This window comes from Streptomyces sp. ID05-26A, from assembly GCF_033794685.1.
GTDB lineage: Bacteria > Actinomycetota > Actinomycetes > Mycobacteriales > Pseudonocardiaceae > Lentzea.
On the sequence record NZ_JARAYZ010000002.1, the window covers coordinates 1975089 to 1992300 of the forward strand.

General features: G+C 69.2%; 10 protein-coding genes. 8 read left to right on the plus strand and 2 right to left on the minus strand.

Features of this window, described 5'->3' with window-relative positions:
* Positions 1–50 precede the first annotated feature (50 nt).
* The 8 genes from PV646_RS24630 to PV646_RS24665 all read left to right on the plus strand — a co-directional run bounded on the left by PV646_RS24630 (position 51) and on the right by PV646_RS24665 (position 14071).
* Positions 51–3122 (plus strand): S8 family peptidase, encoded by a 3072-nt coding sequence (locus PV646_RS24630; protein ID WP_500344545.1) that lies wholly within the window; start codon positions 51–53, stop codon positions 3120–3122.
* Between the two features lie 115 nt (positions 3123–3237).
* On the plus strand, positions 3238–4494 hold the full coding sequence (locus tag PV646_RS24635) for an alpha/beta hydrolase family protein (protein WP_500344546.1): 1257 nt from the start codon (positions 3238–3240) through the stop codon (positions 4492–4494).
* A gap of 317 nt (positions 4495–4811) precedes the next feature.
* Complete coding sequence (locus PV646_RS24640; protein WP_500344547.1) at positions 4812–8618, plus strand: discoidin domain-containing protein; 3807 nt, start codon at positions 4812–4814, stop codon at positions 8616–8618.
* A 24-nt stretch (positions 8619–8642) separates the two neighbouring features.
* Complete coding sequence (locus PV646_RS24645; RefSeq protein ID WP_500344548.1) at positions 8643–11972, plus strand: CARDB domain-containing protein; 3330 nt, start codon at positions 8643–8645, stop codon at positions 11970–11972.
* 53 nt (positions 11973–12025) lie between these two features.
* The gene (locus PV646_RS24650) at positions 12026–12877 is read left to right on the plus strand and encodes a universal stress protein (RefSeq protein WP_500344549.1); all 852 of its coding nucleotides are present in this window, start codon (positions 12026–12028) and stop codon (positions 12875–12877) included.
* A 6-nt stretch (positions 12878–12883) separates the two neighbouring features.
* Complete coding sequence (locus PV646_RS24655; protein WP_500344550.1) at positions 12884–13300, plus strand: hypothetical protein; 417 nt, start codon at positions 12884–12886, stop codon at positions 13298–13300.
* Between the two features lie 52 nt (positions 13301–13352).
* Positions 13353–13835, plus strand: coding sequence for a hypothetical protein (locus tag PV646_RS24660; RefSeq protein WP_500344551.1), 483 nt, complete (start codon positions 13353–13355; stop codon positions 13833–13835).
* Entirely contained in the window at positions 13835–14071 is a 237-nt protein-coding gene (locus PV646_RS24665) for a hypothetical protein (protein WP_500344552.1), read from the plus strand. The genes PV646_RS24660 and PV646_RS24665 overlap by 1 nt, the downstream gene beginning before the upstream one ends.
* Before the next feature lie 43 nt (positions 14072–14114).
* Here the strand turns inward: PV646_RS24665 and PV646_RS24670 are convergent, their stop codons facing one another.
* Positions 14115–15050 (minus strand): alpha/beta hydrolase, encoded by a 936-nt coding sequence (locus tag PV646_RS24670; protein WP_500344553.1) that lies wholly within the window; start codon positions 15048–15050, stop codon positions 14115–14117.
* A 137-nt stretch (positions 15051–15187) separates the two neighbouring features.
* A complete protein-coding gene (locus PV646_RS24675; RefSeq protein ID WP_500344554.1) occupies positions 15188–17188 on the minus strand; it encodes a neutral/alkaline ceramidase in 2001 nt (666 codons plus the stop codon).
* Positions 17189–17212: the final 24 nt, after the last annotated feature.

The following is a 17212-nucleotide window of genomic DNA, read 5'->3' on the forward strand; positions in this document are numbered from 1 at the left end:
GCCTCACTACGGTCCGTGAGAACGCTCCCACACGACCTACGGAGGACCGGGTGCGCCTACTCGGAGTCGTCGTCCTGGCCGGTGCCCTGCTCTCGGCGGGCCAGGCTCATGCCTCTCCCCCGCAGAGAACGGCCCCCACCGTCACGCTGATCACCGGTGATCAGGTCCTGACAGGACAAAGAGCGATCAAACCGGCACCCGGACGTGAGCGCGTCCTGTTCTCCACCTACACCGTGCAGGGCCATGAGTACGTGGTGCCGCACGACGCCATCCCGATGATCGCGGACGGCCGCCTCGACGAGCGCCTCTTCGACGTCACCGAGCTCGCGACGTACGACGGCGCCCTCCCGGTCATCGCGACCTACCCCCAGGGCACCCTGAGCGCGCAGTCCGGCCTCCAGCTGCGCAGCATCAACGGCGTGGCGTTCGACGCGGCCAAGACCCCGCTCGCCGGCACGCTGTCCACCACTGGCGCGAAGAAGATCTGGCTCGACGCCAGGCGCAAGGCGAACCTCGACCGCAGCGTCGCCCAGATCAACGCCCCCGCCGCCTACGCCGCGGGTCTCACCGGCAAGGGCGTCACGGTCGCCGTGCTCGACACCGGCGTCGACAACACCCACCCGGACCTCACCGACCGCGAGATCGGCGAGCGCAACTTCTCGAACTCCCCCGACAACGGCGACCACTACGGCCACGGCACGCACGTCGCGTCGATCGTCGCGGGCACCGGCGCGAAGAGCGGCGGCAAGTACCGCGGCGTCGCGCCGGACGCGAGCATCCTCGACGTGAAGGTGCTGGGCGACAACGGTTCCGGGCAGGACAGCGCGATCATCGCCGGGATGGAGTGGGCCGTCGAGCAGGGAGCCCAGATCGTCAACCTGAGCCTGGGGGGCTACGACACCCCCGAGGTGGACCCCCTCGAGGAGACGGTCAACCGCCTCACCGCGGACAAGGGCGCGCTGTTCGTGATCGCCGCCGGCAACTCCGGCCCCGGCGCCCGCACGATCGGGTCGCCCGGCACCGCCGACGCGGCCCTGACCGTGGGCGCGGTGGACGACCGGGACCAGATCGCCGAGTTCTCGAGCCGCGGCCCGACGTCGTCCGGCAGTCTCAAGCCCGACCTCACCGCGCCCGGTGTCGGCATCGTCGCCGCGCTGCACTCCGACGGCAGGATCGGCGCTCCGGTGGCCGAGGGCTACACGTCGCTCGACGGCACCTCGATGGCGACCCCGCACGTCGCGGGCGCGGCGGCTCTGCTGCGCCAGCAGCACCCGGAACTGACCGGCGCCGCCCTCAAAGCACGGCTCACCGGCACCACCACGCCGACCGCGAAGCTCACGCCGTTCGAGCAGGGCACCGGACGCGTGGACGTCGCCAAGCTCATCAAGCAGAACGTGACGTCGAGCCCGACGAGCATCACCTTCGGCGCGCACCAGTGGCCGCACACCGGTGAACCCGCGCTGACGCGGGAGATCACCTACTCCAACGCGGGCTCCGAGCCCGTCACGCTCGACCTGTCGGCCGAGACCGACGGCAGCCTGTTCAGCGTGTCCCCGGCGAAGCTCGCGGTTCCCGCGGGCGGCACCGCCAAGGCCACGGTCACCGCGGACGTGGCGAAGCAGCCCGCGGGTGGTGTGTTCGGCGGCTCGATCGTCGCGAGCGGTGTGCGCACGGCCGTCGTCGCCGACCTGGAGGTCGAGAGCTACGACGTCAAGATCACCGGGATCGAGCGGTCCGGCGTCACCACGGCGTCGACGTTCGCGTACCTGATCAACGTCGACACCGGCGCCCGCGCCTGGCCGGACACCACGACCGGTGTGGCACGTCTAGCCAAGGGCCGGTACATCCTGTCGGGCAGCGTGATGTCGTCGTCCGGCGGCTACACCCACGACGTCGTCAACTACCCGAACCTGACGGTCTCCGGACCGGTGACGATCGACCTCGACGCCCGCCAGGCCAAGCCGGTGCAGGTGACGCTGCCGGTCGCCGCACAGCTCTCGTTGCTGCAGACCGGTTTCGAACGCGTCGTCGGCGACACCCGTTACACCATCGGCAACTTCTCGGTCGGCGGTGTCGTCGACCACCTCGGCGTGGCGAGCATCGGCCCCGACTCGAACGAGGTGACCGGCAAGATCGCGACGTTCTGGAACGCGGGCCCGGACTTCTACGGACTCGCCTGGTACCGCAAGGGATCCGCGCCCTCGGGCCTGACGAAGACCGTCGCGAGGAAGGACCTCGCCACGGTCAAGGTCGACATGCCCGCGCTGAAGGCGGGCCAGTCCGCCTCGATCGGTCACACGTCGTCCCCCGCGGGCCGCGCCGACTGGGGTTACGGGTCGCTCGACAACTTCGCCACGGGCCCGCGCACGGAGTACTACGGCGGCGAGGGCGGTGACTGGTCGCGCAGGTTCAACCTGTTCGACGAGACGGGCAACATCGGCGCGCTCGTCACCCCGCTGCGCCACTACAAGCCGGGCTGCACCTACGTGGAACCGTTCAACCGCGCGGTGTTCGGCCCGGCACTGCCCGAGGCGCGCGACGTGCCGCACTCGTTCCGCACCGGCGACTTCGTCCGCGTCACCGTGCCGCTGTTCGGCGACAGCGCGGGCAACGAGGGCTACGGCCCCGTGACCGAGGCTCGCACCGCGCTCTACCGCGACGGCGTGAAGGCCGTCGAGACGGACGAGCCGGGCTGGGCGATGCTCGACGTCGCACCAGGTGCCGCGAACTACCGTCTGGAGACCTCGGCGACGCGCGACACCACCTTGAGCCCCAAGGTGTCCGGCGTGTGGACGTTCCGCAGCGACACGACGGCCGAGCGGACCGCGCTGCCGCTGTCCGTCGTCCGCTTCACCCCGCAGCTGGACGACAACGGCCACGCCCGCGCCGGCCAGATGCTCTCGGTGCCGATCTCCACGCAGTCGCAGACGGGTTCGGTCCGCGTGACGTCCGTCGAGGTCTCCTACGACGGCGGCACCACGTGGAAGCGCACGCAGATCACCGCGAACCGCGTGCTGCTGGCCCACCCGAAGGACGCCAAGTCGGTCTCCCTGCGCGCCAAGGCGTCCGGCAGCGGCCAGACCGTGGAGCAGACGATCGTCAACGCGTACCTGCTCCGCTGAGAAAGGCGGCCGCGCGCTCCCGAGCCCACGAGGCGGAGGAGCGCGCGGCGTTGCGGCGCGCCCGGTGATCGCGCGAACCTGGTGACCCCAGCGGAGTTCAGCCGAAGGAGACCGGGTGCGCGAACTGACCGACGAGATCACCGCCGCCCACTCACCGCCGCCGGTCAAGCCCGCTCCCACCGGGGTGAGCATCCCCGGCCGTCACGTCGCCGAGGTCGCGCGGCATCCGGACGGCCGGCTCGCGGTGATCACCTGGTCGTCGCCGAAGATCGACCCCGGTCTGCTCGAGCCCGCGCTGCACGTCGTGGAGACCGACGGGACCGTCGTCGACCTCGGAGCCACGGCCGCGGACGCCGGTTCGCCAGTGTGGTGGGGCGACGAGGTGTGCTACCTGGCGCTGACTCCGCCGCACCTGCAGGGCGGCAACGCCGTCTTCGACCAGCGGCACCGCAACCTCACCGAGGGCATGAGCGCCTGCCCGATCGATCTCGTGCAGGACGACGGCCAGGCTCCGGTCGTGGTGGTCGCGACCGGGCTCGACACCGAGTTCCACCGGCTCGGCGGCGGCCTCCTGGGCCACGTCACCGGCTCGCACCTCCCGCCCCGCTACCGCGACCTCGACGGCATCGCCTGGGGTGTGCAGAAACGCCTCCGCTACCGGGCCCGCGACGGCCTCGAGCTCGACGGTCTGCTCGTCCTGCCCGTCGGCTGGTCCGAACGAGACGGACCGTCTCGTCTCGTCACGCTGGTGCACGGCGGGCCGTACGACCGCTGGACCGACGACCTGCAGCTGCACTGGGTGCCGTCGGCCCAGTGGTTCGCGCACCAGGGCATCGCGACCTTCCTCCCCAACCCCAGGGGCGGGCAGGGCCGCGGCCACGAGTTCGCCCACGCCGTGTCCGGCAGGGTCGGGCAGGAGGAGTGGCACGACGTCGAGGCCGGCATCGACCTGCTCATCGCCGAGGGGGTCGCCGACCCCGAACGGCTCGGCATCTCCGGCTGGAGCCACGGCGGGTTCATGGCGGCGTGGGCGACGACGCGGACGAACCGGTTCAAGGCGGCCCTGGTCGGCGGCGGCATCTCGGACTGGCCACGCCTGATCGCCACCGGCGAGTGGGGTGCGTTCGAGGCGGCGCTGGGCGACAGCGCGGAGCACAGCCCGCTCACGTACGCGGACCGGATCACCACGCCGATGTTGATCGTGCACGGCGCGGACGACACCAACGTGCCGGTGGAGCAAGCCGAGCTCCTGCACCGGGCGGTGCAGCACTCCGAACTGGTCGTGTATCCCGGCGAGGGGCACTCGCTGCGGCAGCGTGAGCACAGGCTGGATCTGCTGAACCGTGCCAGAAGGTTGTTCGCGAAGCTGTGAGAATTGCGCAAACCTTACGCAAACGCGGCAAGCTCCGAGCAAGCCGACGCAAGCGCGAGGGTGGGCACCAAATCAATTTTCCCGGCCGGTTCGGGCCCGAACCTGTGACAAAGCCGTCCGTCCAGCCGCTGGTGATCGCCCTTGCGCACCCTGCGAGACTGTTCGGACACGCTGACGAACACTGGTCTTTCCTGTTCAGAGCGCTATGTCGCAAATTTGCGCAATCACGTCGAGATATTGCGGTAATCTGCTAGTCACTTCTACGGTGAGGCGCGCCACACCCCCTCGCGTCCCCACCGAGAAGGGCCAAGCACGCCATGTCACCGACGACACGCGCTCGCTCCCTGCTAGCCCCGCTAACCGCCTTGATCACCGCAGCGGCGACCCTGACCATCGCCCCTGTCGCCCACGCCGCGCCCGTCAGCCTCGACCTGGCGAAGCAGACCCGCATCGATCAGGTCACGCTCACGGCCTCGAAGAACAGCACCGAGACGTTCGCCGTCCAGACCAGCCTCGACGGCAGAGGCTGGTCGACGCTGGTCGCGGACCGGCCACACGACTTCAGCAACGGCAAGGTGACGTTCCAGGTCGACCCGACGCTGGTCCGGCACGTCCGCGCCACCAAGACGACGGCGAAGCTCGAGGTCCGCGAAGCTGCTGTCAGCGCCCAGTTGCAGGCCACCTACAGCGCCAGCAGCGTCAGCCAGAACTACGGTCCCGGCAACGCGGGCGACGGCAACCAAGGCACGTACTGGGAGAGCGCGAACAACGCGTTCCCGCAGTGGATCCAGGCCGACCTGGGCTCGGCGGTCAAGGCCGACCGCGTCGTGCTGAAGCTCCCCACCGGTGGCTGGGGCGCCCGTACCCAGACCCTCTCGGTCCAGGGCAGCACCGACGGCAGCAACTTCACGGATCTGGTGGCCAGCAGGGGTTACGAGTTCAACCCCGCGTCCAACAGCACCGTCACCATCGACTTCACCGCCGCCACCACGCGGTACGTGCGGCTGCGGATCACCGCGAACACCGGCTGGCCGGCGGGCCAGATCAGCGAGTTCGAGGTGCAGGGCCCCACCGGAGGTGACAACCAGGCCCCCAGCGCTCCGACGGGCCTCGCGTTCACCCAGCCCCAGTCCGGGCAGATCCGGCTGACCTGGAACGCGAGCACCGACAACACCGGTGTCACCGGCTACGACGTCTACGCCAACGGCAGCCTGCGCACCACGGTGACCGGCACGACTCACACCGACAGCCAGCCCGACGGCACCCGCGTCAGCTACCACGTGATCGCCAAGGACGCGGCCGGAAACCAGTCCCCCGCCAGCAACACCGTCACCCGCGAAGGCGCGACCGGCACGAACCTGGCGCAGGGCAAGCCCGTCACGGCGAACAACAACGTGCACAACTTCGTCGCCGCCAACGCCAACGACGGCAACGTGCAGACCTACTGGGAATCCAACGGCCAACCCGGCACGCTGACCGTCCAACTGGGATCCAACGCCGACGTCAGCTCGGTCGCGCTCAAGCTCAACCCCGACAACGCCTGGGGCGCCCGCACCCAGAACATCGAGGTGCTGGGCCGCGAGCAGAACGCCACCGCCTTCACGAGCCTCGTCGCCGGACGCGACTACCGCTTCGACCCGGCGACCGGCAACAGCGTCACCATCAACGCCTCCGGACGCGTCGCCGACCTCCAGGTGCGCGGCACGTCCAACACCGGCGCGCCCGGCACGCAGGTCGCGGAGATCCAGGTGTTCGGCACCCCTGCCCCGAACCCCGACCTCACCGTCACCGCGACGTCGTTCACGCCGGCGAGCCCCGTCGAGACCGACCAGATCACGTTGAACGCCACCGTCCGCAACGCGGGCACGGCGGCGAGCATCGCGACTGACCTGACGTTCTTCCTCGGCACCACGGCCGTAGGCACCGCGAACGTCGGTGCCCTCGCGGCCGGTGCGCAGGCGAACGTGAGCACGACGGTCTCCGCGCGTCCGGAGGGTTCCTACTCCTACACCGCGAAGGTCGACGAGACCAAGAAGGTCGCGGAGCAGGACGAGACCAACAACGCCCGCCTGCACCCGTCCCCGCTCGTCGTCTCCCCGGTCGCGAGCTCCGATCTGGTCGCCGCCGGCTCCTGGTCGCCCAGCAACCCGGCCAACGGCCAGACCACGACGTTCAGCGTCGCGATCAAGAACCAGGGCAGCATCGCTTCAGCAGCGGGCGCCCACGGCATCACGGTCACGATCCTGAACAGCAGTGGCCAGACCGTCCGCACGCTGACCGGCAGCCACAACGGCACGATCAACGCCGGCGCCACGACCGCCGCGGTCAACCTCGGCACGTGGCCCGCCGCCGACGGCCGCTACACCGTCCGCACGACCATCGCCAACGATGGCAACGAGATCCCTGCCAAGCAGGGCAACAACACCAGCGAGCAGTCGCTGTTCATCGGCCGCGGCGCCAGCGTCCCGTGGCAGCACGTCGAGGCCGAGGACGCGACCGCCGGCGGCGGCGCCCAGGTCCTCAGCCCGAACAGGACGATCGGCGACCTCGCCGGTGAGGCGTCCGGCCGTCGTGCCGTCACGCTGAACGGCACCGGCCAGTCGGTCGAGTTCACCACCTCGGGGCCGACCAACACGCTCGTCACCCGGTTCTCCATCCCGGACAGCTCCGGTGGCGGCGGCATCACCAGCAACCTCAACGTCTACGTCAACGGCACGTTCCACAAGGCCATCGACCTGACGTCGAAGTACATGTGGCAGTACGGCAACGAAGCGTCCCCGGGCAACTCGCCGGGAGCGGGCGGGCCGCGCCACATCTACGACGAGGCGAACGTGATGCTCAACTCGACGTTCCCGGCGGGCACGAAGATCAAGCTGCAGAAGGACGCGGCCAACACCACGAACTACGCGATCGACTTCGTGAACTTCGAACAGGTGACGGCGGCCGGAAACCCTGACGCGGCACGTTATGCCGTGCCCGCCGGGTTCACCCACCAGGACGTGCAGAACGCGCTCGACCGCGTCCGGATGGACACCACCGGGAACCTGACCGGCGTCTACCTGCCCGCGGGCACCTATGAGACGGCGCAGAAGTTCAACGTCTACGGCAAGGCGATCCGGGTGGTCGGCGCCGGCCCCTGGTTCACCCGGTTCCAGGCCCCGCTCACGCAGGAGAACACCGACATCGGCTTCAGCGCGCAGTCGTCCGCGAGCGGATCGACGTTCAGCGGGTTCGCCGTGTTCGGCAACTACACGCAGCGCAACGACGGGCCGGGCAAGGTGTTCGACTTCGCCGGCGTCCAGAACATGACCATCGAGAACATCTGGGTCGAGCACATGATGTGCCTGTTCTGGGGCAACAACGTCGACAACAACGTCATCAGGGACAACCGCATCCGCAACCTGTACGCGGACGGCCTCAACATGACGAACGGCTCGTCGGGCAACCGGATCTCGAACATCGAGGCCCGCACGACCGGGGACGACGCGTTCGCGTTGTTCGCCGCCACCGACAACGGCGGCAGCGGCCAGCAGAACAACGTCTTCGAGAACCTGAGCGTGCTGACTCCGTGGCGTGCTGCGGGTCTCGCGGTCTACGGCGGCAAGCTCAACACGTTCCGCAACATCTACATCGCCGACACGCTCACCTACTCCGCCGTCACGATCAGCTCGCTCGACTTCGGTTACCCGATGGAGGACTTCGGGCCCGAACCGACGACGTTCAGCGGCCTCACCCTGGTGCGCTCCGGCGGCCACTTCTGGGGCGCGCAGACGTTCGGCGCGATCTGGATGTTCTCCGCGTCCAAGAAGTACACGGGGATCCGGGTGAACGACGTCGAGATCATCGATCCGACGTACAGCGGAATCATGTTCCAGACCAAGTACAACGGTGCGGCCGAGAACAGCTTCCAGGACACGGTGCTGTCCAACGTGAGCATCTCGGGCGCGCGCAAGAGCGGCGACGCGTTCGACGCCAAGTCCGGTTTCGGGTTGTGGGCCAACGAGATGCCCGAACCGAACCAGGGTCCGCCCGTGGGTTCCGTGACGATCAACGGCCTGCGGTTCAGCAACAACTTCCAGGACATCAAGAACACGACGTCCACCTTCACGATCAACGTCAACTGATTCCCTGCCGCGAAGGACAATTCAATGAAGAACACGCTATTGAAGCGTGCGATGAGTGCTGCGCTCGTCAGCGCCCTCGCACTGTTCGGACTGACACCCACGGCAGGAGCAGCGGTCGTCCGGCTGTCCGCGAACCTGACCGCGTCCAGCTCCAACGGCCCGTACGGCGCCGGCAACGCCGGTGACGGCAACCAGGGCAGCTACTGGGAGAGCACGAACGGCGCGTTCCCCCAGTGGCTCCAGGCCGACCTCGGCGCCGCGAAGAGCGTCAGCAAGGTCGTGCTGCGCCTGCCCTCGAACTGGGAGCAGCGCACGCAAACGCTTGCCGTGCAAGGGAGTGCGAACGGGTCGCAGTTCAGCGACATCGTCGGCTCCGGTGCCAGGGTCTTCTCCCCCGGTTCGAACAACACGGTGACGCTGGACTTCGCGGCGACCAGCACGAGGTACGTGCGCGTCACGGTCACCGCGAACACCGGCTGGTCCGCGGCCCAGCTCAGCGAGCTCGAGGTGCACGGCGAGTCCGGTCCGGTCGACCCGCCGCCCCCTGGCGACAACCTGGCGGCGGGCAAGCCGGTCGAGGAGTCCGGGCACGTGCACAACTTCGTGCCCGCCAACGCCGTTGACGGCAACACCGGCACGTACTGGGAGTCCAACGGCCTTCCCGGTCACCTGACCGCGAAGCTGGGCTCGAACGCGGACGTCACCTCGGTCGTCGTCAAGCTGAACCCCGACAACGCGTGGGGTGCCCGCACCCAGAACTTCGAGGTGCTCGGACGAGAGGCGAGCGCTTCCGCGTTCGGCACCCTGAAGGCACGCGCCGACTACCGGTTCGACCCGGCCACCGGCAACAGCGTCACGATCCCGGTCTCCGGCCGCGCGTCGGACGTGCGGCTGCACTTCTACTCGAACACCGGCGCGCCCGGCGGCCAGGTCGCCGAGTTCCAGGTGTTCGGCGCTTCGGCTCCCGCACCTGATCTGACGGTCACGAACCTGACGTGGACGCCGGCCAGCCCCAGTGAGGCCGACACGATCAGGCTCACCGCCACCGTGCGCAACGGCGGCACCGTCGCGTCCGGCGCGACGACGCTGAACGCCACGCTCGGCGGCACCGTCGCGGGCAGCGCCGCCGTCGGTGCGCTCACTCCTGGAGCCACGGCCACCGTCACCGTCGACGCGGGCCGTCGTGGCGCCGGGTCCTACGCGGCCGCGGCCACGGTGGACCCGGCCAACCAGGTCGCGGAGACCAACGAGGGCAACAACACCTTCACCTCCGGCTCCGCCCTGGTCGTCGGCCAGGCACCGGGACCGGACCTGCAGATCACCGGCGTCACGCCGAACCCGTCGTCCCCGGCGGCGGGCCAGCAGGTGACGTTCGCCGTGTCGGTCAACAACCGCGGCACGTCGGCGGCGGGCGCCTCGGTGACCCGCGTGTCCGTCGGCGGCAGCACGTTGAACGCCAACACTTCCGCGATCAACGCCGGTCAGACCGTGACGGTCAACGTCGGCACCTGGACCGCCACGAACGGCGGCGCCACGGCCACCGCGACGGCGGACGCGACCAACGTCGTGGCGGAGACCAACGAGACCAACAACACCGCCACCCAGTCCATTGTGGTCGGACGCGGCGCTTCGACGCCGTTCACCTCCTACGAGGCGGAAGCGGGCCGCTACCAGGGCACGCTGCTGCAGGCCGACGCCGAGCGCACGTTCGGGCACACCAACTTCGGGTCCGAGTCCTCGGGCCGCAAGTCGGTGCGCCTCGACTCGCAGGGCCAGTTCGTGGAGATCACCTCGACGGTGAGCACCAACTCGATCGTCGTGCGCAACTCGGTCCCGGACGCCGCCGCGGGAGGTGGCCAGGACGCGACGATCAGCCTCTACGCCAACGACCAGTTCGTGCAGAAGCTGACCCTGTCGTCGCGCCACAGCTGGCTCTACGGCACGACCGACGACCCCGAGGGCCTCACGAACCGTCCCGGCGGCGACGCCCGCAGGCTGTTCGACGAGACCTCGCAGCTGCTGGCGAACAGCTACCCCGCCGGCACGAAGTTCAAGCTGCAGCGCGACTCCGGTGACAACGCCCAGTTCTACGTCATCGACCTGGTCGACCTGGAGCAGGTCGCCCCGGCCGCCGCGAAGCCCGCGGACTGCGTCTCGATCACGCAGTACGGTGCCACGCCGAACGACCAGACGGACGACGCGGACGCCTTGCAGCGTGCCGTGACGGCCGACCAGAACGGGGAGATCCCCTGCGTCTGGATCCCGGAGGGCAGGTTCCGCCAGGAGAAGAAGATCCTGACGCTGTTCAACTCCGGTCAGTACAACCAGGTCGGCATCCGCAACGTCACGGTCCGCGGCGCGGGCATGTGGCACTCGCAGCTGTTCTCGCTCACGCAGCCGCAGGACGCCGGCACGATCAACCACCCGCACGAGGGCAACTTCGGGTTCGACATCGACGACAACACGCAGCTGTCCGACTTCGCGATCTTCGGATCCGGCCGGATCCGCGGCGGTGACGGCAACGCGGAGGGCGGTGTCGGCCTGACCGGCCGGTTCGGCAAGAACACCAAGATCACCAACGTGTGGATCGAGCACGCCAACGTCGGTGCCTGGGTCGGCCGCGACTACACCAACCTGCCGGACCGCTGGAACCCCGGTGACGGCCTGCAGTTCACCGGCATGCGCATCCGCAACACGTACGCCGACGGCATCAACTTCGCCAACGGCACGCGCAACTCCACGGTGTTCAACTCGTCGTTCCGCACCACGGGCGACGACGCGCTGGCGGTGTGGGCGTCGAAGTACGTGAAGGACCAGAACGTGGACGTCGGCAGCGGCAACGCGTTCCTCAACAACACGATCGCACTCCCCTGGCGTGCCAACGGAATCGCGATCTACGGCGGGTCGAACAACCGCGCGGAGAACAACATCATCTCCGACACGGCCAACTACCCGGGCATCATGCTGGCGACCGACCACGACCCGCTGCCGTTCGGCGGCACCACGACGCTCGCCAACAACGCCCTGCACCGCACGGGCGGCGCGTTCTGGGGTGAGGCGCAGGAGTTCGGCGCCATCACGCTGTTCTCGCAGAACCTGCCGATCCCCGGCGTCGTCATCCGCGACACCGAGATCCTCGACTCCACCTACGACGGGATCCAGTTCAAGGGCGGCGGCAGCGGCATGCCGGACGTGCAGATCACCAACGTCCGGATCGACAAGTCGAACAACGGCTCGGGCATCCTCGCGATGGCCCAGGCCCGCGGTTCGGCGCGGCTGACGAACGTCACGATCACCAACTCGCGCGATGGCGACATCACGATCGAGCCGGGTTCGCAGTTCGTCATCAACTAGATCACATTTGAAGCCACCTCCGATCGGGTACCACTCGGTCGGAGGTGGTTTTCATGTCTACGGTCGTTGTCGGGTTCGACGGTTCCGACCTGGCCAGGCGCGCGGTGCTGTTCGGTGCCGAGGAAGCTTCCCGTTGTGGCGCGACCTTGCGGGTCGTGCACGCCGTGCGCGCTCCCCTGCCCGAACCGGTGTTCACGCCGATGTCCATCCCGGTGCCGGAGTTCGTCACCGAGGAGACGATGTCCAGGGCCGCCGAGGACCACCTCGCCGAACTGGCCGCCGAGATCAGGCAGGGCTGGCCGGACCTCGAACTGGCCACGCACGTCCGGATCGGCCGCCCGGTCGACGTCCTCGCCGCCGAACCCGGAGACCTGCTCGTGCTCGGCTCGTCCGGCCGCACCGGCATCGCGGAGATGTTCCTGGGCTCCACGGCCGTCGAGCTCGTGTCGAGCGGCGGACGCCCGGTGATCGTGACGCGGTCGGGCCCGGTCGACGGCCGCGTGGTCGTCGGCATCGACGGCTCCGAGACCTCCACGGACGCGATCGCGTTCGCGTTCGAGTACGCCGCCCGCCACGGCCGTGACCTGCTGGCCATCCACGCGTGGAACGACGTCGGCTGGGCCGAACTGCCCGAGCAGGACTTCGACCACGTCCGCGCGGACCTCTCGAAACTGCTCGAAGAGCAGCTCGCACCGTTCCAGGCCCGCCATCCCGAGGTGCACGTGGCGCAGGAGGTCGCGTTCGACGCTCCCGCCCGCGCGTTGCTCCAGGCGGCCGACGGCGCGGCCCTGATCGCGGTCGGAAGTCACGGCCGTGGCGCCGTGACACGTGCGATCCTGGGTTCAGTGAGCCACGCTGTGCTCCACCACGCGCCGTGCCCGGTCGCCGTGGTCCATCGGAGGTGACGTGAGATGCGCGGTTTAGCGGCCGTGCTGTTGTGCCTGGTGCTCGCTTCGTGCGGCCAGGTGCCACCAGCCCAGGTTCCGGCGTCGAGCACACCCACCACCGACACGTCCACGCCGAGCATCCCCGCTCCGCTGCCACCGTCGTCGACACCACTGCCCACGCCGCCTGTTCCCACGCTGCCGACGCCGTCGCGGGCGCTGGAGCCGGGGACGACGGTCGTGCGGGGCACGGTGTCGGCCGGGGCCGAGTCGGGGTGCACGCTGCTGAGCAACGAGGTCGCGCAGTACCTGCTGCTCGGCGCCGACCCCGCGATCGCGGTGGCCGGTGCCGTGGTGGAGGTGACCGGGCGGCCCGATCCCGGTGCGATGACGACGTGCCAGCAGGGCACGCCGTTCCACGTCACGAAGACCCAGCGCGGCTGACTCCACCCGTTCGGGCCACGCTGGCCTGCGCCGATCGGCGGATGATGGGCACGTGGAGAGCGGAGAGCCGGACAGACGGCTCGAGCTGGTGTTCTCGGAGTCGTTGCGGGCTCTGAGCTACCAGCACGGTGCGCTCGACAACCTCCGCTCGCGGGTCACGCTGCTGACCGCGGGCGCGGCACTCGTCAGTTCGTCGTTCGTCGGCACCGTGCTGCAGAGCCCCCGCTGGGGTGCGGCGACGGTGGTCGCGATCGTGGCGATGACGGGTGTCCTCGGGCTGGCCCTGGTGGTCTGCGCGCCGGTCTGGCGGTGGACCTTCCTGTCCAGCGCGTCACGGCTGCTGGACGCCGTCGACCTGGGCCACGACCTGGACTCGATGCGCCGGCACCTGGCGACCGACTTCGAACAGTGGCTGGACGCCAACGAGAAGAAGCTCCGCAAGCTGCAGTGGTGCTTCGTGGCGGGCCTCGTGCTCCTGCTCGTCGAGGTGGCGGCGTGGTGCGTGCAGCTCGCTCAGCTGAAGGGGTGGCCGTGATGGCCGAGAAACCTGACGAGACCGCCGGTCCCGGCGAGACGCCGTGGCCGGTGGTCAGCCGAGGCATGATCAACCACAACCCCGAGTCGACGGGCCGGTTCCCCGCTCCCACGAGCAGTGCGCCCCACCGGGAGGAGCAGGGCGGAACGCGGTGGTCACGGGTTCTGCTCGTGGTGGCCGTGCTCGCGCTGCTCATCGCCGTGGTGGCACTGGTGGCGTACCTCGTCCTGGCCTAGTTCGGCCCCGCTCCACCGAGGAACGGGGCCGGTCAACGCCTGCTTACTTCTTCAGGGCCTCGCGGAGGAACGCCACGGCCTGGTTGATCGCGGCCTCAGCGGCATGCGTGCCCCGCAACGCGTTCAGCATCACGAAGTCGTGGATCGCACCCGCGTACCGCACGGCCGTGACGGGCACACCGGCCTGGCGGAGCTTGTCGGCGTAGGCCTCGCCCTCGTCACGCAGGACATCGGCCTCGGCGGTGATCACGAGTGCCTGCGGCAGACCTTGGAGCTGTTCCAAGGTGGCGCGCAAGGGTGAGGCGGTGATCTCGGCGCGCTCGACCGGGTTCGTCGTGTACTGGTCCCAGAACCACTGCATGCCGTCGCGGCGCAGGAAGTAGCCCTCGGCGAACTGCAGGTACGAGTCGGTGTCGAAGGACGCGTCGGTGACCGGGTAGAAGAGGACCTGGGCCTTGAGGTCGACGTCGCCGCGTTCCTTGGCCTGCAACGTCAGCGCGGCCGCCATGTTGCCGCCGACCGAGTCACCGGCGACCGCGACGCGGGTGACGTCGAGGCCGTGGGAGGCGCCGGAGGCCTGGATCCACTGCGCGGTGGCGTAGTTCTGGTCGATCGCGACCGGGTAGCGGGCCTCGGGCGAGAGCGAGTAGTCGGGGAAGACGACGGCCGCCTGAGCACCGACGGCGAGTTCGCGGACCAGGCGGTCGTGGGTGTGGGCGTTGCCGAACACCCAACCGGCGCCGTGGATGTAGAGGATCACGGGAAGCTGCTCGGCAGCACCGGCGGGCTTCACCACGCGGACCTTGAACCCGTCCAACGAGACCCACTCCTCGTCGACCTCGGGCTTGGCCACGTCACCCGACTGCACCTCGTCGACGGCCTTGCGGCCCTCCTCGGGGGCGAGGTCGAACAGGAACGGCGGCTGGGCGGTCGCGGCGGCGAACTCGGCGGCGGCGGGTTCGAGTACGGGGCGCTTCATGGCTTCCTCCTGGCGTTCCGGGGTGATGCCATAAAGCTAGTGCGCGATTAAATCGTGCACAACGTAATCACGGCCTCATCGGCGCCGGGAATAACGACGGCCCCCGTCCGAAGACGAGGGCCGTCGCCAGAAGAACGTCACGCCACCGTGAAACCGCCGGTCGCTCCGGTGAAGCCGGTGATCTTGCCGGTCCAGCCGCTCTTCTCGTCGCCGTGGTGCACGATCCGGTAGGTGCCGGCGGGGGTGTCCGCCGGGATCTGCCAGGTGATCGTGGCGTTGGAGAAGGCGATGCCGACCCGTTCCCACTTGTAGCGCGTCGACCAGTCACCGTCGTCGGCCACGCGCACCCAGGCGCCGTTCACCTGCCGCTGCACCTCCAGGAAGGTGTGGTTGCGGTGCAGGTTGTTCTTCGGGTGGCCGGTGACGAACACGGACGTCACCGTCTCGCCGCGCCCGTAGGTGGCCTTGGGCGCGATCAGCACGTCGCCGTACTTCTTGTCCGCGGGCTTGTCGTCGAGCACGACACCGGTCTGCAGGTTGATCTCGGTGAACGGGGGCTTGCCGGGGTTCGGGCCGGCGGGCAGCGCGCTGCCGGCCTTCATCGACGCGGCCAGCTTCGCGAACTCCTGCTGGTAGGCCGGGGTCGTGTTGCGGCCGAACAGGGTGGAGCCGCCCTCGTACTGCTGCGAGTCGTACTCCTCCGGCGTGGTGACGTACTGGCTGTAGTCGTTGGCGTAGCCCTGGATCAGCACGTTCCGCAGCGGCACACCGGCCTCGGCGGCGACGGCCTTGCGGATGCGCAGGCCCGCGGTGATCGTGACCTCACCGGGCACCGCGACGAGGTGCAACTGGCCGATGCGGACGATCTGCAGCGGCACGACGTTCGGGGTCGCGCCGATCAGACCCGTCGGCACCAGGGAGGCCTTGGGGAACTGGCAGTCCCGCAGCCACTGCGGAACCTCCATCTGCAACGGGTCGAAGAGCTTCTTCCACGGCGACTGCATGCCCTCGGAGAAGCCGGGGATGGCCGGACCGTCCTCGATGCTGCCCGCGATGGTCGACGCGCCGACGACACCGGAGCAGGTGGTGCCGGGCTGACCGGTGTCGGTGAAGCGGCCCTCGACCCGCACGGCCGACATGTCCACGAACCGCATGCGCGAGTCGACGCCGCCGGACATCGCCGACTGCGGGCCGTTGTAGACCTCCTGCGCCTTGCGGTTCTGGCGCTCGCCGATGATGCGGGCGTTCTCGAACTCGTTCTCGGTGGGGCCGGAGCCGGGCTTGAGGTTGAGGTTCGGCGACATGTCGCCCGCGTTGGTGTTCGGGAACGCCGCCACGAAGCCCGCGGTGTTGTCCAGGTACCGCACGCCCTCGTCGTCGTGCTCCCACTGGTACGCCGCGTACCCCTTGTTGTCGGGGCTGATCAGCGTGTTGGCGTTGGTGATCGACGTGTTGTGCGTGGCGAACCAGCTGATGGCGCCGACCCGCTGGCCGCCCTGGCTGAACTTCAGCACGGTCATCTGCGGGTCGATGCCTGCGGGGAACGCGCCCTTGTCGGGATTGCGGTCGAACGCGACGCGCGACCGGTTGACCGACGCGTTCGTGAGCTCGCCGACGCCGAGGCTGATCGAACCGGGCTTCACGTCGTCGTGCGCCTTGACGACCGACTCGGTGATGCCGTCGACCACGGCCGCGAGCGCCTGCGGCTGCATGCCGAGGATCGACAGGTTGTAGGCCAGGTTGTGCGACTGGCCGCCGGGACCGCTGTGCGTGTGCGTGGCGGAGAGCAGCAGGTTCTCGCGCGTGTAGGTGCTGCCGTACTTGGCCTGCAGCTTGGTGAGCACGCCCTCCTGGACCGCGCGGAAGATCATCGCGAGGTCGGCGTTCACGTACGCGACGCGCTTGTTCGTGGACCGGTCGACCACGACGTAGGCCCGCGACCGCAGCCGCTGGTGGATGCCCGTCGTCTTCTGGTCGAACTTCGAGTAGCCCATCATGCCGTTCTCGGCGGCCGGGCCGGTGACGTCGGAGATGCCCCGGCCGACCAGGTACGGCTCGGGTTCCGCCCACGCGAACGGACCGCTGACCAGTGCCGCACCGACGAGTGCGGCGACCACCGTCAAGACTTTCGCCCGCATGGACACCCCGCTAAGTGAATGGGA